Origin of the sequence: Nordella sp. HKS 07, from assembly GCF_011046735.1 — a bacterium.
In the GTDB taxonomy this organism is placed as follows: domain Bacteria; phylum Pseudomonadota; class Alphaproteobacteria; order Rhizobiales; family Aestuariivirgaceae; genus Taklimakanibacter.
On record NZ_CP049258.1, the window covers coordinates 1,298,278 to 1,322,832 of the forward strand.

At 65.1% G+C, this 24,555-nt stretch carries 25 protein-coding genes; 11 read left to right on the forward strand and 14 right to left on the reverse strand.

The annotated features are described in order from the left end of the window. Positions 1-112 precede the first annotated feature (112 nt). The 5 genes from G5V57_RS06140 (at position 113) to G5V57_RS06160 (ending at position 5,249) form a co-directional block, all read left to right on the forward strand. Positions 113-1,105: a BMP family protein gene (locus tag G5V57_RS06140; RefSeq protein WP_165166670.1), complete on the forward strand. Its 993-nt coding sequence runs from the start codon at positions 113-115 to the stop codon at positions 1,103-1,105. A 6-nt stretch (positions 1,106-1,111) separates the two neighbouring features. Then, positions 1,112-2,623, forward strand: a complete 1,512-nt coding sequence (locus tag G5V57_RS06145) for an ABC transporter ATP-binding protein (protein WP_165166671.1) — start codon at positions 1,112-1,114, stop codon at positions 2,621-2,623. Further along, positions 2,620-3,693 carry an ABC transporter permease gene (locus tag G5V57_RS06150; protein WP_165166672.1) on the forward strand — a complete coding sequence of 358 codons (1,074 nt, stop codon included), beginning with the start codon at positions 2,620-2,622 and terminating at the stop codon, positions 3,691-3,693. Before G5V57_RS06145 ends, G5V57_RS06150 begins: the two co-directional genes overlap by 4 nt. Beyond that, positions 3,690-4,631 (forward strand): ABC transporter permease, encoded by a 942-nt coding sequence (locus G5V57_RS06155; protein ID WP_165166673.1) that lies wholly within the window; start codon positions 3,690-3,692, stop codon positions 4,629-4,631. Before G5V57_RS06150 ends, G5V57_RS06155 begins: the two co-directional genes overlap by 4 nt. Positions 4,632-4,778: 147 nt before the next feature. Then, a complete protein-coding gene (locus tag G5V57_RS06160) occupies positions 4,779-5,249 on the forward strand; it encodes a nucleoside deaminase (RefSeq protein ID WP_165166674.1) in 471 nt (156 codons plus the stop codon). Between the two features lie 45 nt (positions 5,250-5,294). On the opposite strand, the gene G5V57_RS06165 is transcribed toward G5V57_RS06160, so the two are convergent. The 12 genes from G5V57_RS06165 to G5V57_RS06220 all read right to left on the reverse strand — a co-directional run bounded on the left by G5V57_RS06165 (position 5,295) and on the right by G5V57_RS06220 (position 16,994). Further along, on the reverse strand, positions 5,295-6,125 hold the full coding sequence (locus tag G5V57_RS06165; protein WP_165166675.1) for a sulfite exporter TauE/SafE family protein: 831 nt from the start codon (positions 6,123-6,125) through the stop codon (positions 5,295-5,297). Positions 6,126-6,186: 61 nt separating this feature from the next. After that, positions 6,187-7,695, reverse strand: coding sequence for a gamma-glutamyltransferase (locus tag G5V57_RS06170; protein ID WP_206530213.1), 1,509 nt, complete (start codon positions 7,693-7,695; stop codon positions 6,187-6,189). 13 nt (positions 7,696-7,708) lie between these two features. Next, positions 7,709-8,935 carry a M20 family metallopeptidase gene (locus G5V57_RS06175; RefSeq protein ID WP_165166676.1) on the reverse strand — a complete coding sequence of 409 codons (1,227 nt, stop codon included), beginning with the start codon at positions 8,933-8,935 and terminating at the stop codon, positions 7,709-7,711. Next, complete coding sequence (locus tag G5V57_RS06180) at positions 8,932-9,729, reverse strand: SDR family NAD(P)-dependent oxidoreductase (RefSeq protein ID WP_165166677.1); 798 nt, start codon at positions 9,727-9,729, stop codon at positions 8,932-8,934. Before G5V57_RS06180 ends, G5V57_RS06175 begins: the two co-directional genes overlap by 4 nt. A gap of 15 nt (positions 9,730-9,744) precedes the next feature. Further along, positions 9,745-10,965: a diaminopropionate ammonia-lyase gene (locus G5V57_RS06185; protein ID WP_165166678.1), complete on the reverse strand. Its 1,221-nt coding sequence runs from the start codon at positions 10,963-10,965 to the stop codon at positions 9,745-9,747. 63 nt (positions 10,966-11,028) lie between these two features. Next, positions 11,029-11,847 carry a transporter substrate-binding domain-containing protein gene (locus tag G5V57_RS06190; RefSeq protein ID WP_165166679.1) on the reverse strand — a complete coding sequence of 273 codons (819 nt, stop codon included), beginning with the start codon at positions 11,845-11,847 and terminating at the stop codon, positions 11,029-11,031. A gap of 22 nt (positions 11,848-11,869) precedes the next feature. Next, positions 11,870-12,613: an amino acid ABC transporter permease gene (locus G5V57_RS06195; protein WP_165166680.1), complete on the reverse strand. Its 744-nt coding sequence runs from the start codon at positions 12,611-12,613 to the stop codon at positions 11,870-11,872. Next, complete coding sequence (locus tag G5V57_RS06200) at positions 12,610-13,296, reverse strand: amino acid ABC transporter permease (RefSeq protein ID WP_165166681.1); 687 nt, start codon at positions 13,294-13,296, stop codon at positions 12,610-12,612. Before G5V57_RS06200 ends, G5V57_RS06195 begins: the two co-directional genes overlap by 4 nt. Before the next feature lie 19 nt (positions 13,297-13,315). Continuing rightward, entirely contained in the window at positions 13,316-13,864 is a 549-nt protein-coding gene (locus G5V57_RS06205; RefSeq protein ID WP_165166682.1) for a VOC family protein, read from the reverse strand. A 2-nt stretch (positions 13,865-13,866) separates the two neighbouring features. Continuing rightward, a complete protein-coding gene (locus G5V57_RS06210) occupies positions 13,867-14,991 on the reverse strand; it encodes an acetoin dehydrogenase dihydrolipoyllysine-residue acetyltransferase subunit (protein ID WP_165166683.1) in 1,125 nt (374 codons plus the stop codon). Between the two features lie 2 nt (positions 14,992-14,993). Continuing rightward, positions 14,994-16,010, reverse strand: a complete 1,017-nt coding sequence (locus tag G5V57_RS06215) for an alpha-ketoacid dehydrogenase subunit beta (RefSeq protein WP_165166684.1) — start codon at positions 16,008-16,010, stop codon at positions 14,994-14,996. 9 nt (positions 16,011-16,019) lie between these two features. Beyond that, a complete protein-coding gene (locus G5V57_RS06220; RefSeq protein ID WP_206530214.1) occupies positions 16,020-16,994 on the reverse strand; it encodes a thiamine pyrophosphate-dependent dehydrogenase E1 component subunit alpha in 975 nt (324 codons plus the stop codon). 157 nt (positions 16,995-17,151) lie between these two features. Here G5V57_RS06220 and G5V57_RS06225 point away from each other — a divergent pair, with 157 nt between their 5' ends. After that, on the forward strand, positions 17,152-17,610 hold the full coding sequence (locus G5V57_RS06225) for an Lrp/AsnC family transcriptional regulator (RefSeq protein WP_165166685.1): 459 nt from the start codon (positions 17,152-17,154) through the stop codon (positions 17,608-17,610). A 10-nt stretch (positions 17,611-17,620) separates the two neighbouring features. Here the strand turns inward: G5V57_RS06225 and G5V57_RS06230 are convergent, their stop codons facing one another. After that, entirely contained in the window at positions 17,621-18,667 is a 1,047-nt protein-coding gene (locus G5V57_RS06230; protein ID WP_165166686.1) for a response regulator transcription factor, read from the reverse strand. 253 nt (positions 18,668-18,920) lie between these two features. Between G5V57_RS06230 and speB the strand changes: the two genes are divergently transcribed. Both speB and G5V57_RS06240 read left to right on the forward strand, forming a co-directional pair. Beyond that, complete coding sequence (gene speB, locus G5V57_RS06235) at positions 18,921-19,874, forward strand: agmatinase (RefSeq protein ID WP_165166687.1); 954 nt, start codon at positions 18,921-18,923, stop codon at positions 19,872-19,874. A 33-nt stretch (positions 19,875-19,907) separates the two neighbouring features. Further along, positions 19,908-21,311, forward strand: coding sequence for an APC family permease (locus tag G5V57_RS06240; protein WP_165166688.1), 1,404 nt, complete (start codon positions 19,908-19,910; stop codon positions 21,309-21,311). A gap of 93 nt (positions 21,312-21,404) precedes the next feature. Here G5V57_RS06240 and G5V57_RS06245 read toward each other — a convergent pair whose 3' ends face one another. Beyond that, complete coding sequence (locus tag G5V57_RS06245) at positions 21,405-22,613, reverse strand: outer membrane protein transport protein (protein ID WP_165166689.1); 1,209 nt, start codon at positions 22,611-22,613, stop codon at positions 21,405-21,407. Positions 22,614-22,698: 85 nt separating this feature from the next. On the opposite strand from G5V57_RS06245, the gene G5V57_RS06250 reads away from it, so the two are divergent. The 3 genes from G5V57_RS06250 (at position 22,699) to G5V57_RS06260 (ending at position 24,549) form a co-directional block, all read left to right on the forward strand. Beyond that, positions 22,699-23,541, forward strand: coding sequence for a hypothetical protein (locus G5V57_RS06250; RefSeq protein ID WP_165166690.1), 843 nt, complete (start codon positions 22,699-22,701; stop codon positions 23,539-23,541). A 208-nt stretch (positions 23,542-23,749) separates the two neighbouring features. Then, a complete protein-coding gene (locus G5V57_RS34990; protein WP_165166691.1) occupies positions 23,750-24,295 on the forward strand; it encodes a hypothetical protein in 546 nt (181 codons plus the stop codon). Beyond that, positions 24,292-24,549 (forward strand): autotransporter domain-containing protein, encoded by a 258-nt coding sequence (locus G5V57_RS06260; RefSeq protein ID WP_246737552.1) that lies wholly within the window; start codon positions 24,292-24,294, stop codon positions 24,547-24,549. Before G5V57_RS34990 ends, G5V57_RS06260 begins: the two co-directional genes overlap by 4 nt. The last annotated feature ends 6 nt before the right edge of the window (positions 24,550-24,555 follow it).

Genomic DNA, 24,555 nt, shown 5'->3' on the forward strand with positions numbered 1-24,555 from the left:
TTTTTGCATGAACGACCGAGTTTCGCGAATTTCCGCCGCAAGGCCGCTTCTACACTTTCCGGCAATCAACAATGAAGGCGCGGCACATGCCGCGATACCGGGAGAAGAAGACATGCACAAGACTCGGCGCGACGTCCTGAAGATTGCCGCTTTCGGCACTTTGGCGGCAGCGGTTCCCTTTGGCGCGGCCGAGGCTGCGGCGATCCGCATCCGCGGCATCTACGAGACGCCGATGGAGGAGCCCTTCGTCACCCAGCTTCACCTCGCCATGACCCGCATCGCCAAGGAAGCGGAGCTCGATTACAAATATTCGGAATCGGTGAAGGCCGCCGATTTCTCGCGCGTGCTCCGGCAATGGTGCGAGGAAGGGGTCGAACTGATCGTCGGCGATGCCTATGGCACCGAGCAGATCTGCCGCCGGGTGGCGCGCGGCTATGACAAGACCGCCTTCACCATGGGCTCGGCGATGGGACCGACGGACCCGAATTTCGCGACCTTCTACGGTCAGAACTACGAGGCCGCCTATCTCGGCGGCATGCTGGCCGCCGGCCTCTCCAAATCCGGCAAGATCGGCGTCGTCGCCGGCATCGCCGTGCCGACGACCTATGGCCTCCTCAACGCCTATCGCGCCGGCGCCAAGGAGATGAAGCCCGATATTGCGCTGAAAGCCGCCTATATCGGCTCCATGTTCGACCCGCCCAAGGCCAAGGAGGCGACCATCGCCATGGCCGACCAGGGTATCGATGTCGTCTTCGCCGAGCGCATCGGCGTGATCGAGGCAGCCGCCGAGCGCCAGATACTCGCCATCGGCAATATGACCGACCAGTCGGCGATCAATCCGGCGATTGTGGTCAGCAGCGTGATCTGGGATCCCTATCCGGTGATCAAGGCCGCGGTCGAGGCCGTCAAGGCCGGCAATTTCGCCGCCAAGGACTACAGCACGCTCGAGAACATCGCCAATGGCGTGAACTACCTCGCCCCCTTTGGCGCGCTTGCAGACAGGGTGCCGGCCGAGGTCAAGGCGGCGATCGACGCCAAGTCGAAGGATATCGCCGCCGGCAAGTTCTCTGTCACCTATGAAGAGAGCGAGACGAAGACCGATTGACCGCCGATGCCTGACGGCATTCCGCTTCTGACCCTTTCCGGCATCACCAAACGCTTCGGCGAGGTGGTGGCGAACCGCGTTGTCGACTTCGCCCTCAAACCGGGCGAGGTCGTCGGCCTGCTCGGCGAGAACGGCGCCGGCAAAACCACATTGATGAATATCGCCTTCGGCCTCTATCGCCCCGATGCCGGCACGTTTGTCGTCGCCGGCAGGCCGGCCACCATCGGCTCGACGGCGGACGCGATCGCGCTCGGCATCGGCATGGTGCATCAGCACACGCATGTGGTGGCGCGTCATACGGTGCTCGACAATCTGATGGTGGGCCTTGCTGGCCGCCACGGGCTGCTCGACCGCCGGGCGGCGCTGACGCGCCTCGCCGATATCGACGCCGCCTATGGCCTCCATATCGCGCCCGATCGCCTCGTCGGCGATCTCGCGGTCGGTGAAAAACAGCGCCTCGACATCATCCGCGCTTTGTTCCGCAAGGCGCGCATCCTCATCCTCGACGAGCCGACCTCGGTCCTGACACCGCAGGAGACCGAAGGTCTCTTTGCCGCCATAACAGCGCTCAAGGCCGACGGCGTCGGCATCGTCTTCATCAGCCACAAGCTCAACGAGGTGCGCGCCATCACCGACCGGGTTGTGGTCATGCGCCGGGGTGCGGTGGTGGCGAATGCCGCTAATGACGGCACGCTCACCAATGCCGGCCTCGCCGTACTTATGTGCGGACACGAGCCGGAACGCATCACCCGCAAGCCGAATGAAACGGGAGCGGCACGGCTGGAAATGTCGGGACTTCGCCTCGGCAAGGCGGCGCCTGCGATCGATCTCAAGATTCATGGCGGCGAGATCGTCGGCATTGCCGGTGTCTCCGGTAACGGCCAGGTGCGCTTCGCCGAAACCATCGCCGGTGTCCAGACGGCCGCCGACGGCGCGATCCTGATCGACGGCAAGGCCATGCCTTCCGGATCACCGCGCAAGATGCAGGAGGCGGGGCTCGCCTATATCCCTGAGGACCGTCTCGGCGCCGGTCTCGTCGGCGCACTTCCGGTCACCGAGAACATGATCCTGTCGCGCTTCGGTGCTGAACCCTTCGCGCGTTATGGCTGGCTCGACGGCCGGGCCATGGCGGCCTTCGTCGAAAAGCAGATCGTGGCCTATGACATACGTCCCCCCGATCCGAGCCTTCCCATCGGCCTGCTCTCCGGCGGCAATCAGCAAAAAGCGATCGTCGCACGCGAGCTCGCCTTCCAGCCGAAGGTGCTAATCATTGCGCAACCGACGCGTGGCCTCGACGTGACGGCCATCGCCTTCGTCCACCGCGAGCTCATGCGGCTGCGCGCCGAGGGCCGTGCCATATTGCTGATCTCCGATGATCTCGACGAGATCTTCCAACTCTCCGACCGCATCGCGGTCATGTATGAAAACGCGATCGTCTGCGACATGCCGGTCGAGCGGGCGACGGTCGCCGGCATCGGCCTTGCGATGAATGGCGGCGCCGTGGAAATGCCGGCATGAGGATCATGCTCGAAAAGCGCGCCCCCTCGCGCTGGCGCGAAGTGCTCATGCCCTTCGCGGCGATCGCCGCGAGCATCGCTCTGTGCGGCCTACTCATCATCATCGCCGGCGCCAATCCGTTGCGGGCTTTCGCCATCATGGGCGAGGCGGCCTTCGGTGGCAAATTCGCCATCACCGAGACGCTTGCGAGAGCCGCGCCGATCATCCTCACTGGCCTCGCCGCTCTGGTGGCGTTGCGCACCCGCTTCTGGAATATCGGCGGCGAGGGCCAGTTGCTGGTCGGCGCCATGGCGGCCGCCTGGATCGGCGCGCGCGCGGATCTGCCGGTGCCGCTTCTCGTTCCGGCGATGATCGCCGGCGCCGCGCTCGCGGGAGCAGCACTTGCCGCCATTCCGGGCCTGCTCAAGACACGGCTGAAGGTCGACGAGGTGGTGAGCACGCTGAGGCTCAATTTCATCGTCATGTATTTGATGATGGCGCTGCTTTCGGGCCCCTGGAAGGATCCGGTGACCGGCTGGACCGACAGCCCCGATATTCTCATGGATGCCGAATTCCCGGTCTTCTGGGCCGGCACGCGGCTGCATCTGGGTGTCCTCGTTGCCGTTATCGCCGTCATCGCCGTCGGCATCATCCTGAAGCGCACGTCCTTCGGCCTCGCCATGAAGGTGGTGGGCGAGAATCCCAAGGCCGCCCATCACGCCGGTCTCAATGTCGGACGCGTCACGCTCTTCGCTGTGCTTCTGTCCGGCGCGCTGGCCGGGCTTGCCGGCGCCGGCGAAGTCGGCGGCACCCAGTTCCAGGTGATCGCCTCGATCTCGCCCGGTTTCGGCTATGCCGGCCTGGTAGTGGCCATGCTCGCCAGGCTCACGGCCGTCGGCATTATTCCTTCCGCCCTCTTCCTCGCAGCGCTCACCACCGGCGCGGATGAAATGTCGCGCCAGACCGGCGTTCCCTTCTTCATCGCCGATGCGGTGCAGGGCCTGTCGCTCATCGCCGTGCTCGTGGCGATGACCCTGGCGCGCTACCGGATCAGGCTGCGCCCGGCGCCCCAGCGCGAGACCGCCACATGAGCATGCTCGACATCATCCTCGATATCGGTTTCTTCGCAGCTGCCATCAGGCTCGCGGTGCCGCTTCTTCTTGGCACGCTGAGCGAACTCGTCTCTGAGCGCTCGGGCGTTCTCAATCTCGGCATCGAGGGCATGATGCTGACGGGCGCGCTTGCGGGTTTCGCCACCGCCCATGCGACGGGATCTCTGTGGCTGGGCGTGCTTGCCGCTTTGGTTCTCGGCGCCCTTGTCGGCGCGATCATGGCGGTGCTCGTCGTCATCCTCAGGCTCGATCAGACGGTCGCAGGGCTCGGGGTCACCATGGCCGCGACGGGTCTCGTCTTCTACAGCTACCGGCTGGGCTTCGGCGAATCGACGACGCCGCCCGCCATCACGCCCTTCTCGACCATTCCGATCCCGCTTCTGTCGGACATTCCCGTCATCGGGCCGATTGTCTTCAACCAGTATGCGCTGACCTATATCGCCTATCTGCTCGTGCCAGCCCTGGCCTTCTTCATGTTCCGCACGCCCGCAGGGCTTGCTCTGCGCACCGTGGGCGAGAACCCGCGCACTGCGGCGGGCGTCGGCATCGATCCGATCAAGGTGCGCATTCTGGCCCTGATGGCGGCGGGCGCGCTCGCCGGCCTCGCCGGCGCCTATCTCAATCTCGCGGCCTTCGGCTCCTTCACCTTCGGCATCATATCGGGACGCGGCTGGATCTGTCTGGCGCTTGTGGTGCTTGGACGCTGGAATCCGCTCGCCTGCGCCGGCGCGGCCTTGCTCTTCGGCGCCGTCGATGCCTTCCAGCTCAGGCTTCAGACCAGCGGCGCCTTCGACCTGCCCTATCAGCTCTTCCTGGCCCTGCCCTATGTGGCCACACTGATCGTGGTGATCATCAATACGCGCTTCGCGGCGGCTCCCGCCGCGCTGATGGAGCCGTATGATCCGGAGAAGCGATAGCCTCTTCGAGCGCGGGTCCATGGCCTGCGCGACAACCATGAATTCAATGCCCATGACTGGACAGATCCCAAGCGCTCCAAGACTATAGAATCAAGGCGAAGGGCCTTTACGCGTGCAGTTACGAATGGGCATCCCAAGGAGGCGGCCATGAGGAGCGATACCGAATATCTACGTCTCGCCGTGGAGATCGCCACCGAGAGCCGGGCCAGTGGCAATCATCCCTTCGGGGCGCTTTTGGTCGGGCCGGAGGGCGACGTGCTCCTTTCGTCGGGCAACACCTACGCGCGAGATCGCGGCGTTGGCCACGCAGAGGCAAATGTGGCCCGCGCGGCCGCGCGGCAATACGATCCGACCTTTCTCGAGCGATGCACGCTGGTGACCTCGGTCGAGCCGTGCTGCATGTGCGCCGGAGCCTGTTACTGGGCTGGCATCGGCACCCTGGTCTACGGACTCAGCGAAAGACGGTTGGCCGAGCTGACGGGAGACAACCCCGAGAATCTGACCCTCGATCTGAGCTGTCACCAAGTGTTCGCCGCCGGACGGCGCCCCGTAGCGATCCGTGGCCCATTCCCTGAACTCGAAGACGAGATCGTAAACGACCACAAGGATTTCTGGTGACAGAACCCATCGGATTCGCTTGGCTAATCGTTCGGACTCGAGATCTTAACCGAACACCGTCCACAGCATGCGCAGGCCTGTGACGAAGAGGAATGCCGCGAAAGCGAGTTTGAGGCCGCGCACCGGCAGCGCATGCGCCGCCCAGGCGCCGACGGGCGCCATAAGGATGGAGGTCGGCGTGATGAGGGCGAGCCCGATAAGGCTCACATAGCCGAAGGAGAAAGGCGGCAGGTCGCTTTCGCCGAGCCCGCTCAGGACGAAGCCGATCGTGCCGGGCACACCGATGATGAAGCCGATCGCCGCCGCGGTGCCGACAGCCTTGTGGATCGGGTAGCCGAAAAGCGACAAGGTCGGGACCGACAGCGTGCCGCCGCCGATCCCCATCATCGCGGAAACCGCGCCGATGCCGGATGCCATCGCCTGTTCGATCACGCCGCCCGGCAGCTTGTCGGCGAGACGCCATGACGGCTTCGAGAAGGCCATATGCAGCGAGACCAGCAGCGCCACCGCGCCGAATACCGCCATCAGAACCGGGCCCTTGACCTGTGCGGCGAGCAAGGTGCCCGCAACGACGCCGGCGAAAATGGCGATGCCCCAGCGCTTCAGCATGTCCCTGTCGACAGCGCCGCGCCGCCAATGCGACCTGACCGACATGGCCGACGTGAAGATGATGGTCGAAAGTGACGTGCCCACCGCCAGATGCATCTTCACATCCTCATCGATGCCGAGCAGCGTGAAGATATAAAAGAGCACCGGCACGATGACGATGCCGCCGCCGACACCCAGGAGCCCCGCGACGAAGCCGCCGAGCGCCCCGGTGAAGAGAAGCGCCGCTGCATAGATCAGAATATGGGCGAGGTCAGGCGAGGCAAGCATGTATTGTCCTTGAAAAGTTCCTTTTCGTCATCCTGGCTTTCGCCGGGATGACGGCCCTGGATTACACGATGCCGGCCCAGGTGTGGCGGCGCCAGTCGCCGCAGGCGATCGGCGCGCCGTCGATCGAGCCCGCCGCAGTGACAGCGCCCGCCCGCATGTCGCCGTCGCGCATCGGCGTGACCTTGTGGCCGAGTTCCGCCAGGAGATCCTGACGCGGATGACTCTGTTCGACGAGAAGCAGACCGTTCTCACTGCGCCAGCGCGGCCGGCCGATCGCCGTGGCGAGATCGATGCCTTCGATCATCAGTCCCGACAGGACCTGCAGCAGCGTCTGCACCTGCCCGTCGGCGCCGGGCGTCGATAGAGCGATGGCGCCGCGTGCCGTTTCGAGCATGGCCGGCGCCAGCGTGTGTACCGGCCGTTTGCCGGGCGCTGCGTCATTGGGCGCGCGGGTGAAGCCGCCGGCGCGGTTGTTCAGGACGAAACCGCATTCGGGCACCAGGACGCCCGAGCCGAAATCGTCGAACACGCTCACCAGCGAAGAGACGACACAGCCATGGCGGTCCGCGACGGAGACCCCGGCAGTATGCAGATAGGCGCGCGGTCCGCCGCGATGGCCGGCCTTGTCGAGATCGAGGGTGAGTTTCTTTTTCAGCAGCCGATCGCCCTCGGCGATATGGTCGCGATAGGCGAAGCTCGCTTCCGTCAGTTCGATCGCCGCATGGTCGAGACGGTCTCCCGGCACATCGCCGAGGTCGGAGAGCGCCTGCGCCGCCATGGCGAGAAGGACGCCTTGCGAGATCGGCGGCTGCACCATCAGCCTGGCACCGCGGAACGTGACCGCGATGGGATCGGCCACAATTGTCTGATGCGAGGCGAGATCCCCGATTGACAGCGCGCCGCCTTGCGCCTGCACTGCCGCGGCGGTCGCCGCAGCGCATTCGCCGCGATAGAAGCCTCCCAATCCTTCCTTGCCGATGCGATCGAGCGTCATGGCGAGCTCGTTCTGGATGACGAGGTCGCCGACCTGCGCGGCGAGCAGCCCCCATTGTCCGGCGCCATAGCGTTCGAGCCGCGGCCGGTGAGTCTGCGCCGCCCGCGCCAGCGAAGCCGGCATGCGCATGCCGAGACGGGCGATGCGGATCGCCGGCTCCAGCACCCGGCTGAAGGAGAGACGGCCATGGCGCTCGAGCGCCACATCCCAGGCAGCGACCATGCCGGGCACGGTGATGCCGGCGCCGCCATCGGTCGCGACCTTGGTGAGCTTGGCCGGCGCCGCGCCGGTGCCGTTCAGCGCCAGCACATTTCCATCCGGCTCGCGAATGAGACACAGCATGTCGCCGCCGAGCCCGCAGGCATCGGGTGCCACGACCGCCAGCACCGCTTGCGCCGCCACCATGGCATCGACGGCGCTGCCGCCGGCGGTCAGGATTTCCTGGGCCGCTGCCGCGGCGAAAGGATCGGCGGCGGAGACCGCGCCGGTGCGGCCGGTGAGCACCGGCCTTTCGCGCGAGGCGAAGGCATCGGCGAGCAGCACGGGCTCGGTGGTCTGGGTTTTCGAGGTATTCACGTTGAAGGCTCCGTCACGCCCGCGAGGGGCTCAGAAGAGAAAGCGCCGTCGCCATGTAAATGGCGAGGCAGTCGACCACGTCCTGTTCGAAAACATAGTCGTCGATGCCGGAGGCGAGCTCCGCCTGCGGCCCGAAACAGATCGCCGGCACGCCCAAGGCGCGCCAGCGCATGGCATCGCTCGCCGGCAGGCGGACGACCGGGGCGGCGGGCTTGCCGCGGACCACGGCGCTTGCCGCCATGACCGCTTGCGACAAGTGATGCTCGATCGGCGTCCAGTTCGGATTCCAGCCTTTGATGCGCGCAAGGGTGATGCCGCCGATGCGTTCAGCCAGAACGCGCACGCGGCTTTCGATCACCTCGATCGTGAGGCCCGGCGGGACGCGGAAATCAACCTCGGCTCTGGCTTTCACTGCCACCTGGCTCACGAAGTTTCCGCCTTCGATCTTTCCGGTGTTGACGGAAAGCCTGAGGCCATGTTCGCCGGCGTGATCGGCAAGCGCCGTCATACCGTCGGGCGGCGCCGCTCTCTCGTCATTCCATCCGTCGATCTCGGCCAGGAGCCTGGCCAATCGTGCAATGGCTGAGCTGCCGGTGCCGGTCAGCATGCCCTGCCCTGCTGCCGCGGTCGCTTCGATCCTGAGCCACAGCAGGCCCTTTTCGGCGACGGCGAGATTCATGTGGCCGGGACCTTCGGCATTGATCAGGAAGTCGCCGCGGAGCCCGTTATCCGCTTCGAGCAGGAAAGCCGAGCCCGCCGGTCCGAAGACCACTTCATCGGAGACGAGCGTCAGGCTCACGCGACCGGCGATTTCGGCACGGCGCGCATGAAGAGCAATAAAGGCCTCGGTCAAGGCGGCGGTGCCGGCTTTCATGTTGCCGATGCCGAGGCCGCTCATGCGGCCGTTGCGGCGCGACACCGTATAGACAGGCACCGACCAGGCTTTCTCGTCACCCGGATTGAGCGTATCTACATGGCCGTTGAGCACGAGATGCGGCCCGGGTCCAGTACCTTCGAAGCTACAGACGATATTGGGCTTGCGGGGATCGGCGTGGCGTAACTCGGGCGCGAGCCCGGCGGCGCGCAAGGTTCCTTCGAGAACGGCGATCGGTGCGGTCGTATCGCCCACGGGCTGCGGGCTCGGCGCCGCGACGAGCTCGGCGCACAGGCGCAACAGCTCATCGCGCCGGGCTTGCGCGAAGGCTTTGATGGCGGCGATATCGACCGGCGCGACCGTCATCCGACCTGCCATCCGCCATCGATGACGAGCGACTGGCCGACGACATAGCGGGCGAGGTCGGAGGCGAGATAGACATAGGCGCCGGCGAGGTCGTCGAGCTTGCCGAGCTCGCCCAGCGGGATCTTCGCCTTGAAAGCCGCCTTGAGCTCTTCGGCGGGCTTGCCCTGCAGGATGGCGCGCGCGTCGAACAGCTTGTCCATCATCGCCGTGTCCATCTGGCCCGGGCAGACGCAGTTTACCAGGATGCCGTCGCCGGCGAGCTCGGCGGCGAGGCACTGCATGAGCCCGATCATGCCGAATTTGGAGGCCGAATAGGCGCCGTTCTCGACGCCGCCGCGCAGGCCGAAAAGTGACGAGGTGAGGATGATGCGCCCGCCCTTGCCTTGCGGGATCATCCGCCGCGCAAAGGCCGTCGCGGTGATGAAGGCGCCGGTGAGATTGATGTCGAGCACACGCCGCCAGGTCGCAAGCTCGAGATCGACGGCGCGCTTGAGCACCAGAATGCCGGCATTGGGCACGACGATATCGACGCCGCCGTCTTTGAACAGGCGCTCCGCCAGCGCTTCCGTCGCCTCGGCGTCGGTGACGTCGAGCTCTATCACTCTCGCGCGGTCACCTGCCAGTGTCGCGAGGCGGTCCTTCGCCTCGCCGAGGGCACGCTTGTCGATATCGGCGGCGATCACCCTGGCGCCATGCTTCAGATAGGCCTCGGCGACGGCAAGGCCTATGCCCTGCGCGCCGCCGGTGATGAAGGCCGTCTTGCCTGCGAGCAGGCTGCTGGTTTCACCGCTCATCGTTTCTTCTCCTGCTCAGGCCGCGACCGTCTCGGCCGCGCGGCCGACGATGCGCTGATAAGCTTCCTCATCCGTCGCCCCCTCGCTGCCGATCACCAGGACGCGCGAGTCCTGATTGAGACCAAAAGCTTCCTTTAGCTTCGGATCGAGCGCTGCGGCGATCGCGCCTGCCGTGGCGGCGCAGCCGGATTCGCCGGCGACGATGGCGGGATCGCCGTCGATGCCCGCGGCCAGAGCGCGCATCGCCTGGGGAGCCGCATCCTCGGGAAGGGCTATGACGTCGTCGACCGCATGCTGCATCACCACCCAGGCGGGTGCTGAGACTTCGCCTGCGGCGAGACAGGCCATGACGGTGTTCGTGTCGCCGGGCACCGTCGTCGGCTGGCCCGCGGCGATGCTGCGGAACACGCAATCGGCCTGGATCGGCTCGACAACGATGAGGCGCGGGCGCTCCGCACCGAAGAGCTCCCAATAATGGGCGCCGAAGGCCGCCGCCAGCCCGCCGACACCGGCCTGGATAAACACATGCGTCGGCCGCGTCGCGGGCTCCGTCTGGTCCAGAACCTCCTCGGCGATCAGCGAATAGCCCTGCATGATGAGCGAGGGAACGCGCGCATGGGGATCGGACGACGTGTCCGCCACCAGCACCCAGCCATTCTTGACGGAATCGGCGGCGCATGCGCGCACTGAGTCGTCGTAATGGCCTTCGACACGCGCGATCCTGGCGCCGAAGCGGGCAATCTCACGCTCGCGCGCCATGCTGACATGGGCGTGAAGATAGATGACGCAATTGGCGCCGAACATCTGGGCACCCCAGGCGACCGAGCGCCCGTGATTGCCGTCGGTGGCGGCCGCGACCGTCACACCCGCGACTTCCTCGCGGTATTTCCCGGCCATCAGATCGGCGACGGTGGCGCCTTCGATCCCGTGCTTCTCGGCCAGATAGTCCTTCAGCACCGTCAGCACCGCATAGGCGCCGCCGATTGCCTTGAAGCTCTTGAGGCCCAGCCTCTGGCCTTCATCCTTGTAGAGGACCTTAGCCAGGCCGAGACGGCCGGCCAATCCGTCAAGGGCGATAAGCGGTGTGGGGTCGTAGCCGGGCCAGGAGGTGATCTCAGCCTGGGCCTTGCGGAAGCCGTCGAGGCTGAGTACGCGCCGTTCCGTGTCGCTATAGGGACGCGCCCTGTCGACATGCGAATTGTGGACCGCCAATGCGGAGTGCCGCTGAAGTTGCATCTTGTATTCCTACTTTTTAGTCGGGACCGGGCCCGCTGGCGCGAAGCCCGGTCTGGTTGGGCGTTATTGGCGTTTGGCCAGCGCGTCGAACCACTTGTCGCGCAGCTTCACATTCTCGCCGCTGCGCACGACATCGCGCAGGAACGTGTTCAGGAAGTTGAGGAAATGCGGCTCGCCGGCGCGGATCGCATAGGCAAGGCCGACCGGCTTGAGCAGCGCATCCTCACCGTTGAGGACGCGCAGGCGCTGTTCGAAGGCAGGGTTCTTGGCCTTGAGCAGACGGTACGTGCCGGGATCGAGGAAGGCGGCATCGGCCTGGCCTGAGGCCACTTCGCTGATCCAGGCGGCGACGTCATTGGTGAGCACGCCACGCACCTTGGCCTCGGGGAACATCTCCTTCGGATAGCTCTCCTCGACCGTGCCGCTCTGGCCGACGAAGGTCACATCCGGAGAATTGAGATCGGCGAGCGACTGGATCTTAGAATTAGCGTTGACGACGACATGGAAGCCGAAAGTGAAGTAGGGCTCGGTGAAGTCGACGACCAGCGCACGCTCCGGCGTGGCGAAGAGATTGGCGAAGACCGCGTCGAACTGATTGGCTTCGAGGCCGGGGACGAGGGTCGCCCAGGTGGCCGGCACGATCTCGAGCTTGACGCCCATGATCTTGGCGGCGCGCTCGGCGAGCTCGACATTGAAGCCTTCATATTTGCCGGTCTCGGGATTCGGCGCCTGCCAGGGCTGCGTCTCGGCCATGCCGACGCGGAGCACGCCGCGATCGCGGATCTCCTTCAGCAGATCGGCCGCGGCCGGCAGGGTGGCGAAGGAGACGAGCGCCGCGGCGAGCGCCACGCACCGGCTCCATTTCTTCAACAAGGATCTCATGTCAATTTCCTCCGTCTCATTCTCAGGGGTTTGCAAGGCGTGATCGGGCGGCGCTGCGCGACGAACGCGCCAGCTTGGGCAGGAAGGTGCCGAAGGTGCGCTCGCGCCTGCCCGGCTGGCCGAGGCGATATTCGAGCCGGCGCGCGAACAGGATGACCGGGAAGATCATGAAGAAATAGATGACGGCGATGGCCGACAGGAATTCGATATAGCGATAGGTCTGCCCGCCCAGCAGATAGGCCTGCAGCGACAGGTCGGCGACGCCGATCGCCGACAAGAGCGTCGTGTTCTTCAGGAACTCCGAGAAGTAGTTGACGAGCGGCGCGATCGAGAAACGCAAAGCCTGCGGCAGGATGACGACGCCCCATTTCGGCAAAGCGTGCAGGCCCAGCGCATGCGCCGCCTCGACCTGGCCCCGCGGCACCGATTCGATGCCGGCGCGGAGGATCTCGGCGAGGAAGGCCGCGCCGATGAGCCCGAGCACGATCGATCCCGCCCAGAAGCCCGAGACTTTCGTGGCGAAGATCAATGGCACGCAGTAGTAGGCCCAGAAAATCAGCACGACTTCCGGCGTGACGCGGAAGAAAAGGATGTAGCCGCGTGCGACGCCTTTGAGCACGGCGCTCTTCGAGATGCGCGCGGCGCAGATGAGCGCGCCGCCCAGGATCGCCACGAGGGCGCCGACGAGGGCGATGGCGAGCGTGACCAGCACGCCGTCGAAAAGCGTTCCGCCATTGCGCAGGACAAGTCCGAGATCGAGGCTCATGCCATCCCCCGCTTCAGGCGCTTTTCGGCGGCAAAGCCGGCGAAGGTGATGGCGGCGCCAACCACGAAAGCGAGCAGCGCCGCGGCCGTGTAGACTTCGACCGGCTGGAAGGTGTTGGACGACAGCCGGCTCGCGGTGCGCATCAGGTCGTCGATGGCGAGCACCGAGAGGATCATCGTCGCCTTGAAGATGCTGATCGTCGTGCCGACGAGCGGCGGCAGCATCAACCTGACCGCCTGCGGCAGGATCACCAGCCGCCAGGTTGGATAGAAGCCGAGGCCCAGTGCCTTCGCCGCCTCGAACTGGCCCTTGCCAATCGCGCTGATGCCGCCGCGGATGATTTCGCTGCAATAGGCGGCGACATTGAAGATGAGGGCGATCGAGCCGCTCTGGAACGGCGTCATCGAAATGCCGGTGATGCCCGGCACGGCGAAATGCACCCAGATCGCCTGGACGAGCAGCGGCGTCGAACGCCAGAATTCGACGAAGATCCAGGCGGGCCAGCGGATGAGCGGGCGCGGCGAGAGATTGGCGAGCGCCAGCAGCGTGCCGACGATGACCCCGCCGCAGATGAAGCCGATGGCCGTCAGCAGGATATTCGTGCCGATTCCTGCGATGAGGACCGGCAGGTATTTCCACACAATCGTGAAATCGAGCGACCTGAGGAAATCGAAATCGATCATGACCGACGCCCCGCCATGATCACTGGCCCGGCCTGCCTGGATGCCAGAGCCGCCGCGCCGGCGAGTCTTCCGGACCCTTGCCATTGGGATAGCTCACCAGTTCCATCTGCAGACCCCAGGGGCTCAGGAAATAGACCCACAGCGACCCCACCGCCGGGCCCTCCTCGATCCTCTGGATGTCGCCCTGCACCGTGACGCCCTGCGCTTTCAGATGAGCGACCGCCGCTTCAATGTCATCGACATAGAAGGCCAGATGATGCCCGCCGATATCGCTGTTGCGCGGCGGCGCATCGGTCTGATCGGGTGCCGAATATTCGAAGATCTCGAAGTTCGGGCCATTGCCGCAGCGCACGAAGCCCCAGCGGAATCGCGCCTGCCGGTCGACGCCGATCTGGCGCTCCATGAAATCGGGATCGGCATAGGTGCCGCCGTCCAGGACGAAGTCACAGCCGATGACGCGCGTGAAGAAATCGACCGCCGCGTCGAAATCGGGAACAGTGAGACCGATATGCTCGGTGCCGCGTAAGCCAGGCAGGCCCTTGGACGATCTCGGCGGCGAAGCGCTCATGGTCAGCCACCCGCCTTGGCGAGATGGGCGGTGATGAGCCGGTTCACCTGGGCCGCCTGCTCCATCATCGGCATGTGGCCGGCGCCGGCAAGGCGGGCCACGTCGATATTGCCGTTCAACCCTTCGCTCTGGCCGACCGGAATGATCTGATCCGCCTCGCCCCAGATGACGAGCGCCGGAACGGCGCTGCCAGTGAGCACGGCTCTGAGATCGATGGCCTGCATGCCGTCGGTCATGAGCTGGCCGGCGATGGCGGCGAGCGCATCCGGCACACCGTCGAGGCGCTTGAAGCGCAGCACATTCTCGACCATTTCGGCGTTCATGCCCTGAGGATCGGCGAACAGCATCGCGAGAACTTCCTTCATCGCCTTGCGGCGATCGGCGGCGAGGAAGCCGTCGATATAGGCGGCGGAGATTTCGCTCCCGAGCCCCGCCGGCGCGATGAGGGTGAGCGATTGGACGCGCACAGGTGCCGCATTTGCGATGGCGAGCGCCACGGCGCCGCCCAGCGAATGGCCGACGAGATGCGCCTTCTCGATAGCGAGCGCGGCGAAGAGCGAGAGCACGGCGTCGGCGATGTCGGTGATCCTGCCGCTCGCCACCGTCGGCTCGGAATCGCCATGTGCCGGCAGGTCGATGACATGGACGCTGCGGTCCTGCGCCAGCGCATCCTGATTGAAGAGCCAGGTGCCGCCATCGCCGCCGAAGCCATGGATCAGCACGGCGGGCACGCCGCCTGAGCCGAGGCTGAGCACCTTGAAGCGGTGCGCGCCGGCCTCGACGATGCGCGCCTTGGGCGCATCGCCCGCCGCGTCCGACGCCGATCCGGCGCGGTCGGCGTAGCTCTCAATGAAGGCCTCGACGTCACTGTCGGACACATCCGCATCGGCAAGCACCGCCAGCAGCGCTCCCACCGGCGCGGTGGCGCCCTCGCTCACCACGATCCTGCGCAGCCGGCCGTTGCCCTGCGCCTCGACCACATTGGTGATCTTCTCGGTCTCGACTTCCATGATCTCCTGGCCGGCGGCGATCTCCGCCCCTTCGCCGGCGAGCCAGCCGGCGAGCTTGCCTTCGGTCATCGTCATGCCCCATTTGGGCATGGTGATTGCCTGGATGCGCTCGCTCATCGTCATGACCTCTGGAAGGCGACGGCCTTGCGCACCGCATCGGCGATCCGCTTGGCGTCGGGGATATAGGCGGCTTCGAGATTGGGCGCGTAAGGCACCGGCGTATGCGGTGCCGTCACCTTCATGATTGGCGCCTTGAGCGCACCGAAAGCGTTCTCGGCGATGATCGAGGAGATGTCGGCGGCCATGCCACAGCGCGGATTGGCTTCATCGACGATCACCACTCGCCCCGTCTCCTCGGTCATTTCGATGATCGTGTCCTCATCGAGCGGCGACGTCGTGCGCGGATCGAGCACCGTGCAGTCGATGCCCTCGGCGGCAAGCGTCTCGGCCGCCTCGCGGGCGAAATGCACCATGCGGCCGATCGCGACGATGGTGGCGTCGCCGCCTTCGCGCACGATATGCGCTTCGCCGAATGGCACCGTATAGGCGCCGTCCGGCACCTCGCCCACGGTGTCGTAGAGCACCTTGTTTTCAAGGAAGATCACCGGATCATTGTCGCGGATGGCCTGGATGAGAAGTCCCTTGGCGTCATAGGGCGACGAAGGAATGACTACCTTGAGGCCGGGCACATGGGTGAAGATCGGATAGAGCGCCTGGCTGTGCTGGCTCGCCGAACGCGTGCCGGCGCCATAGGTGGCGCGGATCACCAGCGGCGTCACCGCCTTGCCGCCAAACATGTAGCGGAACTTCGCCGCCTGATTGAAGATCTGATCGAAGCAGACGCCGAGGAAGTCGACGAACATGATCTCGACGACAGGCCTCAGGCCCGTCATCGCAGCCCCCGCCGCGGCGCCGACAAAGGCGCTTTCGCTGATCGGCGTGTCGCGCACGCGCGCCGGACCATAGGCGCCGAGAAGTCCCTTGGTGACACCGAAGGCGCCGCCCCATGCGTCCTTCTGGCCGGAGGCGCCGGAGCCGCCGGCGACATCTTCGCCGAGCACGATCACATTCGGATCGCGGCGCATTTCGTGATTGAGAGCCTCGTTCAAGGCCTGACGGAAGGATTTCTGTGCCATGAATGCTGCTCAGTAACGGACATAAACATCGGTGGTGAGGGTCGATAGCGCCGGCTGTGCCGCGGCGCGCGCCGCTTTGACGGCATGGTCGATCGCCGCCTGGACCTCGGCATCGACCTTGTCGAGCTCGTCTGATCCGAGCAACTTGGCCTCATCGACACGGCGGCGGAAACGCACCAGGCAATCGCGGTCGCGCCGCATCGCCGCCTTCTCCTCCGCCGTGCGGTAATTGTCCGGATCGCCGCTGAAATGGCCGTAATAGCGCGGCGTCTCGATGTGGAGCAGCGTCGGTCCCTCGCCGCGCCTTGCCCGTTCCACCGCTTCGCCCGCCGCTTCGTGCACGGCGAAGAAGTCGACGCCGTCGACCTTGGCGAAGGCCATGCCGAGCGCCTCAGCGCGCTTGGTGATTTCGCCCGCGACGACGAAGGAACTCGCGGTCGCCTCGCCGAAGCCATTGTCCTCGACGGCGAAGATCACCGGCAGCTTCCACACCTGGGCGAGGTTCATGCTCTCGGCCGTGGTGCCTTGATTGATGCCGCCGTCGCCGGTGAACGCCACCGACACGTCGTTGCGTCCGAGGATCTGCGAGGTGAGTGCCGCACCGCAGGCGATCGGCGGGGCACCGCCGACAATGCCGTTGGCGCCGAGCATGCCCTTGGAGAGATCGGCGATATGCATGGAGCCGCCCTTGCCGCGGCAGATGCCGGTCTCCTTGCCGAAGATCTCCGCCATCATGCCGTCGACATCGCAGCCCTTGGCGATGCAGTGGCCATGGCCGCGATGGGTCGAGGCGATACGGTCGCTCTCGCGGAGATGGAGACAGATGCCGACGGCTGACGCTTCCTGGCCGGCATAGAGATGGGTGTTGCCCGGTATGTCGCCGCTCGCCATTTCGGCGCTGACGCGGTCTTCAAAGACGCGTATCATGCGCATCAGGCGATAGGCTTTGAGCAATTGCTCCCGCGAAAGCTGCAATCCTGTCATTCCATTCTCCCAAGCCCTGTGCCGCAAGGACAGCACGGGCGACCTTCTTCGATACGAGAATAGATTGGACGTCCGCGCGATTTTTGCGATTTGAGTTCAGTTCCGCGAATTTTCCGCGTAAAGCAGCCGCCGGTGAAAAATTCAGGCGACAACACTCATGCTCGATCCATTCGATGTCCGTCTTCTCAAGCTGGTGCAGGCCAATTCGCGGCGCACCGCGCATGAGCTCGCGGAGGAAGTCGGGCTGTCGCCTTCGGCCTGTCTGCGCCGCCTCAACCGCTTGCGCGAGGTAGGCGTGATCGAATCCGAGATCGCCGTCGTCTCGCCCTCGGCCGTCGGCCATCCGCTGATGATGGTGGTCGAGGTGTCGCTCGAGCGCGAGCGTCCCGACATCATGAGCGATTTCAAGAAGGCGATGCGCACGACGCCGGAAGTCATGCAATGTTACTATGTTACCGGCGAGGTCGATTTCATCCTCATCGTCGCGGTGAAGAGCATGATCGACTATGAGCGCTTCACCAGCGACTTCCTGTTCAACAACAAGAATATCCGCCGCTTCAACACGCTGGTGGTCATGGACCGGGTGAAGGTCGGCCTCACCATCCCGATCGAGTGAAGGCATCCTTTCAGTCGGCCGCCACCTTGGTCAGCACCTCGGCGAGGAAGGAGCGGAAGAACTCACGCTCGCTCGTCACATCGAGCTTGCCATAGACATTCGAGCGGTGATTGCGCACCGAGCCCGGGGTGAGATCAAGCTTGCGGGCGATCTGCTCATTGGGGAAGCCGAGCAAAGCGAGGCGCGCCACATCGGTCTCGCGCGGCGTCAATCTGTGCCGACGCACGAAGCGCGCGAAGGCCGCGTCATAGCCTTCATCGGCCTTGGCGGCCTCGATGCGGTGCGCCACCACCAGCGAGCCCTTCGGCGCCAGCGGGAAATCGGGCGCCAGCACATGCCAGTCGAGCCGCCAGTCGCGGTCGAGCGCCCGCTCGCCCGACGGGATCGCCGCCATCTCGGCGATAAACGTGTCGGAGAGCAGACGGCTCAGGCCCTCGCCGGTCCAGCGCTCATTGGCGTGGACGATGCGCCCGGCCCGATCGATGACCGCGAGCGGCATGCGGTAGTCGCCGAAGATCGAGGGTGCGGCGGATGTCCCGCTCGCCAGCACGGAGAATTCGATATGGAGACGCACCAGCTCGGTGACGACCGGCAGCAAACGCTCGGCCGCTTGGAGATCGTCCCGCGTGTATTCCTGGTTGCGCCTTTCGAGACAGAAGGCGACGCAGACGGGTGCGGGCGCCGGCGCGAGCAGCGCCAGCTCGTCGCGAATGATGGCCCGGCGAAAGATCGCCTCCAGATAACGCTCGACCGTTTCGGGATCTTCCGACAACTCATTAACGATGGCGCAGCACGGCGCCTGGCGCTCGCGCCACAGGCGCAGCAGCGGGTCGAACCGGTACCCGCCGCCCAGATAGAGATCGAGCACTTCCGCAGGCAGCACGTCATTGACGATCATTTCGGGTGCGCCATGGAGCGCATAGCGCACCACGATGAACTGGCTGCTCTTGATCTCGACCGCCAGCCACTGGCCGATCGCCTCATAGAGATGCGGCTTGCCGATGGCGGCGATGGCCTGGGCGAGGAGGGTTTCCGATGATGCTTGCGGCGGGGTCATGGGATGAGGCCATGGAAAGAACCCCACCCGGCGCTTCGCGCCACCCTCCCCGCAAGGTGCGGGGAGGGAGAAGTCGCCACTCCCTCCCCACGCGAATGCGTGGGGAGGGTGGCTCGCGAAGCGAGACGGGTGGGGCCTCTACATAAAAGACCGGCCTGCCATCCATGACGCCCGTCATGATTGCCAGCCGTTGGCTTTCTTCGGATGGTTCCGGCGATTTTCGACAAGCACAACAACAAAGGGGAGCCCCGCATTGACCAGCACGACCGCCATTGACGAAACCATGTGGAACGGCCTGATCCATGCCGGCATCGCCGGCTCGATCTTCCGCCTTCCTTATGTCGCCGCCGATCAAAAGGCCATAGCGGCAGCCAAGCTCGACGTCGGCTTTCTGGGTTTCCCTTTCGATTCGACCTCGATCAGCCGCACCGGCGCCAATTACGGCCCGCGCGGCATCCGCGAGCATTCGAGCCTGTTCCTGACCTATAACGCGACGTCCGACATCGACCTCGCCAAGAAGCTGAAGATGGCCGATTGCGGCGATGTGCCCGTGGTTCCGGGTGACGTTGCGGCCACCATGGAGAAGGCGGCCCATATGGCGGGCGAGATCCTCGATGGCGGCGCCCGGCCCTTCATCCTGGGTGGCGACCATTCGGTGACGATCGGCGGCGTGCGCGCCTTCGCCAAGCGGCGCAAGAACCCTGGCCTCATTCTGTTCGACACGCATTTCGACACCGCCGACAATGTCGGCGGCCTGAAGGACAGCCATTGCTGCCCGATCACCCGCGCCGTCGATGCTGGCTTCGATCCGAAGCACACGGTTCTCATCGGCATCAGCGGCTGGCTCAACCCGCGCTCCGAGCTCGAATATGCGAAGAAGCAGGGCATGACCATCCTCTCGCTCGACGATGTGATCCGCGATGGCGCCCAGACGATCGGCAAGAAGGCCGCCGCTGCGGTGGGCGACGGTGACGTCTATCTCACCATCGACATCGACGCGCTCGACTTCACCGTGGCGCCCGGCACCTGCGTGCCGACCGCCGGCGGCATGTTGCTGCGCGAAATGTTCGCCATCATCGCCGAGTTCAGGAACCTGAATATCGGCGCCATCGACCTCGTCGAGGTCGCTCCCTCTCTCGATGTGACCAAGACGACGCAGATCGCCGCTTGCCGCATCATTCTCGAAACCTTGTCCATTCTTAAATAACCCGCCATTCCGAGCGGGATCTGGAGGAAACACATGTCTGTTGCTGAAGACGCCGGCCGCAAGGCCGGCCCGGGCGAATTGCTGCGCGATTTCACGGCCACCTCGGCCTTCTCGCTGGCCTTCGCCTTCATCTCGCCGATCGTGGCGCTCTATTCGATCTTCACGGTCGCCCTCACCATGGTGGGCCCGGGCTTCTGGTGGGGCTTCCCCATCACGCTGGCCGGGCAGATGCTGGTGGCGCTCTCCTTCGCCATGCTGGTGTCGCGCATGCCGCTCGAAGGCAGCATCTATCAATGGTCGCGCCACATCATGGGCCCGACCTATGGCTGGTTCGCCGGCTGGGCCTATATCTGGACGCTGCCGATCGCCATCGCCGCGGTGTCGCTCGGCGGCGCCGGCTTCCTGGCCCAGTTCCTCGGGCTCGATGCCTCGTCGAAGCCGGTGACCGTCGTGCTGGCCCTGGCACTCATCGCCGGGATCACGCTGGCCAACACGGTCGGCCGCAAGTACCTGAAACTCATCATCGGGCTCTGCATCGTGGCCGAGATCATCGGCTCGATCGGCCTCGGCATCGCCTTCCTGACGCTTTACCAGGTGAATGATTTCTCGGTGCTGAGCCAGGGCGTGATAGATCCGGCGACCGGCGGCTTCCTCCTGCCGCCCCTCCTCTTCGGCGTCGCCATCGCCGGCTGGGCCTTTGTCGGCTTCGAAAGTGCGGGCTCCATCGCGGAAGAGGTCAAGGACCCGGCGCGCGCGGTGCCCAAGGCAATGATCTTCTCGCTGCTCTTCGTGTCGACCATCGTCGCCTTCTCGGCACTCGCCGTCATCCTCGCCATTCCCGATCTCGAAGCGGTCAAGGCCGGCAATGTGCTGGATCCGGTCGCGGCGACCATCGAGCATCATCTGGGCCCGGTCGGCCTCCATTTCATGACCGCCACCTTCGTCATCGGCTTCATCGCCTGCATGGTGGGGTTGCAGGCGTCGGTGTCACGGGTGATCTGGGCCCTGGCGCGCGAGGGCGACCTGCCGATGGCCAAAGCACTGGCGAAGCTGTCGGGCGAGGATCGTCTGCCGGTCAACGCCATCCTCGCGGCGGCGGTGATGTCGCTCATCTTCTTCGCCTTGAGCTTCACCAACATCTATATGATCCTGCTGACCTTCACGACCGCGGGTTTCTACATCTCCTTCCTCTTCCCGGCGCTGGCCGCCGCCTATGAGCGGATCACGCAAGGACCGAAGCCCGCGAGCTTCAACCTCGGCAAATGGTCGGGCGTGGTGATCATCACGGCGGCCATCTGGCTCATCTTCCAGACGGTGAACATCTCCTGGCCACGCTTCCCGGAGCTGCCCTGGTATGAGAACTGGGCAGTGCCGCTGGTCGTGACGATCTTGGCGGTGCTGGGCTTTTTGGTTAGGGCGTTCCTGTCGAAGAAGTAAATCAATCCGCCACTTCGCGAGGCGTGATGGCCACAAGTCGCCATCACGCCTTTTTATTTGCCTTCTTTCCATTCGACGGCTGTATGCGCAGCCCTACCACGCCACCCGATAACCGACATTGAGCGCATAGGCCCAGCCGGCCTCGACCGCGGTGTTGGCGGCACCATAGCGGCTTTCCTCGGAGGCGGCGATGTAGCTGAGCGCCCCGCCGGCATTGAGTATCCCGCCCCACGGACAATCGAGCGCGACACCACTCGTCACCGTCCAGTTCTCGCTCGCATGATCATAACCGGTGGCGACGCCTCTATCCCAGGTCACCGCCAGAAGCCCCGATACATGCTCATCGAATTCATGTGCCATGCCGCCGCTCACCGTCCAGCCGTCGCGCCAGTAATACTCGTTGACGCTGCCGGGTCCCGGCACGCCCGGCGACCAATAGGATTGCGAGAGGAACTCCTTCACCACGCTCCAGTCGGTCCATCTCACCGCCCCAAAGGCGAGCCAGCTTTCGGCCATGCCGGATTGCACGGTGAGCTCGATGCTCTGCGGCATGTCGCCCAATCCGTATGCATCGAGCACCGAGACACCGGTGGGCAGATCGATCTCGAGTTCCCCTTCCGGGTCATAGGAAGTGCCCGAGCGATACACAAGCGCGGCGCGCAAGGCCATGTCCGGGATCTCATAGGCAGCCCCAAGGCGATAGCCATATTGCTTCTGGTCGTAGGCGAGCCGCGCTTCGCCGATTTGCGAGCCGTCGGGCACGCCCGGCAGGCCGCGCGATATCAGTATATCAAGCCGGTCATAGGCGAAGCTCTCCCGGAAGGCACCGGCCAGGAGCCAGGCCTCGCCGCCCCGGAACGCGAAGGAAACGGCGCAGGTAAGCCCCATCTCATAGATGGAGAATTCCTCGTCGAGCTTGCCGGCATTGGCGATGCCGGGTGCCACGGGCTTCGGTTGGGCGGCGTTCTTTGGACTGTCAAATTCGGCATGGCCGCCCAGCGGCTTGGCGTAGGTTCCGGCGCAGCGCAGTTGGTCGGTGAGGTCGGCCTTGACCGCAAAGGAAGGGATCTCGTAGGTGGCGGCATAGTCCGTGCCTTCCAGCGCCGGATTGCCCGGATTGCGGGAATAGCGCCGCGTCGGGCTCACCACCGTCACGCCGGAGCGGACGGCGAACCGTTCATCCTCGAACAGAATGCTCACATCGGCGCTGCCTTGCGTGAAACCACCGGCAAAAGCCGGGGCCATAGCCGCCAGCATCAGCGAGCCGGCGGCCAAAACCGGCAGCGACATACGGATGGTCATATGAGCGAGATTTCCCCCTGCGTTTACACTCTGGCGGAAATTCGACGCGTCTGGCAAGACGGATCACGCGTGGGGCACCTGAAACATGGGATTGACGACAGACGAGATCGCCGCTCACCCGGCCTTGCCGGCCTGCATAAGGCGGCAATCGGCCGCTTTGGTGCAGGCTTTCGAGGCTAATCCGCGGCTCGCCTCGGTCTTCGCCACCCAGCAGCGCTGGCTGATGGCGCACCTGGCGCTTGCGCTGTATTTCCGCAGCCATGACAAGGGCTTCAAGATCACCGAGTTCCTCGACCTGATCGACCGCCATGAAGTGGCGAGCCGCAACACCGCCGATACCTTCGTCAAGGAGATGCTGAAATATAACTTCGCGCGGATTGTGAGAGGCGCGAATGACCGGCGCGCCCGGCCGATCGAGCCCACCGAAGCAAGCCTCAAGGAGATTCAGGATTGGCTCGTGGTGCATTTCGCGACCCTCGACGGCCTTGATGGCGGCAGAAGAGCGCAAACCTGTCACGAGACGCCAGGCTTGACGACCGTCATTCAACCTCTGATAGCTGACGCCCTTCTCTCCTCCCCCAAGGTGCGTGAGCCGGAAAAGACCTTCTCGCTCTTCACCTGGCTCAACAATGGCGGCATCGTCATGGACCGCATCATCGCCGGCATCGACGAGGCCGATGCTGGGAGCGAACGCATCCCAACCACGATCACCTCGGTCAAGGAAATGGCGGCGTGGCTGCACCTGTCACGCAGCCATCTGGTGCGCAAATTGCGCGACGCGGAAGCCTTGGGCAGCATCGGCTGGCAGGGCAAGCGCGGCCAGTCGGTGATGTGGGTGTCACAGGGCTTCAGGCTTGAATACACGATGGCCCAGGCGGTCAAGCTCGCCATCATCGATCAGGCCTATGGCCTCGTGACCGGCGTGTGACATCCCCCCCAATAATAGTAGGTCTCCGGACCGCTCCGCCGAATTGACCCCGGAGAGACGCGCTTTTACTTTTCGCGCGGGCTCAGGGGGATCCGAGGCCCATGACTTAAAAGTGCAACATGGCGGCAGCGGATGCATGCGCGTCCGCGACGGGCGTAGCTTTGCCTGACGAGCCGCGATGGAAGCAGGGCATAATCAAAGTGATCGATTGAAACGGCACCGGCCGCTGGCGGTTTCCCCGCCATGCGATACTTCTGGCCAGCACGGCGCTGGTCGCCCCCTTGTTCATCGCGGCCCCCTGGCGCTGGCGCAGCAGGCGGGCGGCCAGGGCGGAAATGCCAGTGCCGGGGTCAATCCCGGCGGCGGCGGCGCTGCCGGCCAGTCCGGCAATGGCATTGTCATCGGCACCAATGGCGGCGGCGGCGCAAGCGGCGGCGGCGGTGTCGTGGGCGGCGCCGGCGGCATATCCGACTGGGGCGGCGGCGGTGGCCGGGCAACGGGTCGCGGCGCCGGCGGCGGCGGCGGCGGCGCCGGTGGTGTCGGCTATGCGATCACCACCGACAGCACCAACTCGGTCAGCACCAACACTTACGGCGCCAATGGCGGCAATGGCGGCCATGCCTCCTCGATCGGTTCGGGCAGCAATGGCGGGCGCGGGGGCGGCGGCGGGGGCAGCCGCATCTACGTGACGAGTCCCGGCACTTCTCGACCTTGGGCCTGCGCGCCGAAGGCGGCTTCGCCTTCGACGATATGACGCTGAGTCTGCACGGCATGGCCGGCTGGCGTCACGCCGAAGGCAACCTGACGCCGGCGGCCGCCGTCGCCTTCACCGGCGCCGAGAGCTTCAGCATTGCCGGCGCGCCGGTCGCCGAGGATACGGCGATCCTCGAAGCGGGCCTCGATCTGGGCTTAAGCGCCTCGACCAGCTTCGGACTTCTTTGTATGGGTGAGATCGGCAGCAACACCGAGCAGCATAGCGGCCAGGCGAGCTTCGCGGTGGCGTTCTGATAGTGA

Bases quoted from the DNA above. Each gene is read 5' to 3' on its own strand.
- G5V57_RS06250 (WP_165166690.1), top strand. From the start codon at position 22,699: ATGGGATTGACGACAGACGAGATCGCCGCTCACCCGGCCTTGCCGGCC.
- G5V57_RS06190 (WP_165166679.1), bottom strand. From the start codon at position 11,847: ATGAGATCCTTGTTGAAGAAATGGAGCCGGTGCGTGGCGCTCGCCGCG.
- G5V57_RS06195 (WP_165166680.1), bottom strand. From the start codon at position 12,613: ATGAGCCTCGATCTCGGACTTGTCCTGCGCAATGGCGGAACGCTTTTC.
- G5V57_RS06145 (WP_165166671.1), top strand. From the start codon at position 1,112: ATGCCTGACGGCATTCCGCTTCTGACCCTTTCCGGCATCACCAAACGC.
- G5V57_RS06240 (WP_165166688.1), top strand. From the start codon at position 19,908: ATGTCTGTTGCTGAAGACGCCGGCCGCAAGGCCGGCCCGGGCGAATTG.
- G5V57_RS06230 (WP_165166686.1), bottom strand. From the start codon at position 18,667: ATGACCCCGCCGCAAGCATCATCGGAAACCCTCCTCGCCCAGGCCATC.
- G5V57_RS06210 (WP_165166683.1), bottom strand. From the start codon at position 14,991: ATGAGCGAGCGCATCCAGGCAATCACCATGCCCAAATGGGGCATGACG.
- G5V57_RS06165 (WP_165166675.1), bottom strand. From the start codon at position 6,125: ATGCTTGCCTCGCCTGACCTCGCCCATATTCTGATCTATGCAGCGGCG.
- G5V57_RS06185 (WP_165166678.1), bottom strand. From the start codon at position 10,965: ATGCAACTTCAGCGGCACTCCGCATTGGCGGTCCACAATTCGCATGTC.
- G5V57_RS06205 (WP_165166682.1), bottom strand. From the start codon at position 13,864: ATGAGCGCTTCGCCGCCGAGATCGTCCAAGGGCCTGCCTGGCTTACGC.
- G5V57_RS06260 (WP_246737552.1), top strand. From the start codon at position 24,292: ATGACGCTGAGTCTGCACGGCATGGCCGGCTGGCGTCACGCCGAAGGC.
- G5V57_RS06155 (WP_165166673.1), top strand. From the start codon at position 3,690: ATGAGCATGCTCGACATCATCCTCGATATCGGTTTCTTCGCAGCTGCC.
- G5V57_RS06220 (WP_206530214.1), bottom strand. From the start codon at position 16,994: ATGACAGGATTGCAGCTTTCGCGGGAGCAATTGCTCAAAGCCTATCGC.
- G5V57_RS06215 (WP_165166684.1), bottom strand. From the start codon at position 16,010: ATGGCACAGAAATCCTTCCGTCAGGCCTTGAACGAGGCTCTCAATCAC.
- G5V57_RS06140 (WP_165166670.1), top strand. From the start codon at position 113: ATGCACAAGACTCGGCGCGACGTCCTGAAGATTGCCGCTTTCGGCACT.
- G5V57_RS06175 (WP_165166676.1), bottom strand. From the start codon at position 8,935: ATGACGGTCGCGCCGGTCGATATCGCCGCCATCAAAGCCTTCGCGCAA.
- G5V57_RS06245 (WP_165166689.1), bottom strand. From the start codon at position 22,613: ATGACCATCCGTATGTCGCTGCCGGTTTTGGCCGCCGGCTCGCTGATG.
- G5V57_RS06150 (WP_165166672.1), top strand. From the start codon at position 2,620: ATGAGGATCATGCTCGAAAAGCGCGCCCCCTCGCGCTGGCGCGAAGTG.
- G5V57_RS06160 (WP_165166674.1), top strand. From the start codon at position 4,779: ATGAGGAGCGATACCGAATATCTACGTCTCGCCGTGGAGATCGCCACC.
- G5V57_RS06225 (WP_165166685.1), top strand. From the start codon at position 17,152: ATGCTCGATCCATTCGATGTCCGTCTTCTCAAGCTGGTGCAGGCCAAT.
- G5V57_RS06180 (WP_165166677.1), bottom strand. From the start codon at position 9,729: ATGAGCGGTGAAACCAGCAGCCTGCTCGCAGGCAAGACGGCCTTCATC.
- G5V57_RS06200 (WP_165166681.1), bottom strand. From the start codon at position 13,296: ATGATCGATTTCGATTTCCTCAGGTCGCTCGATTTCACGATTGTGTGG.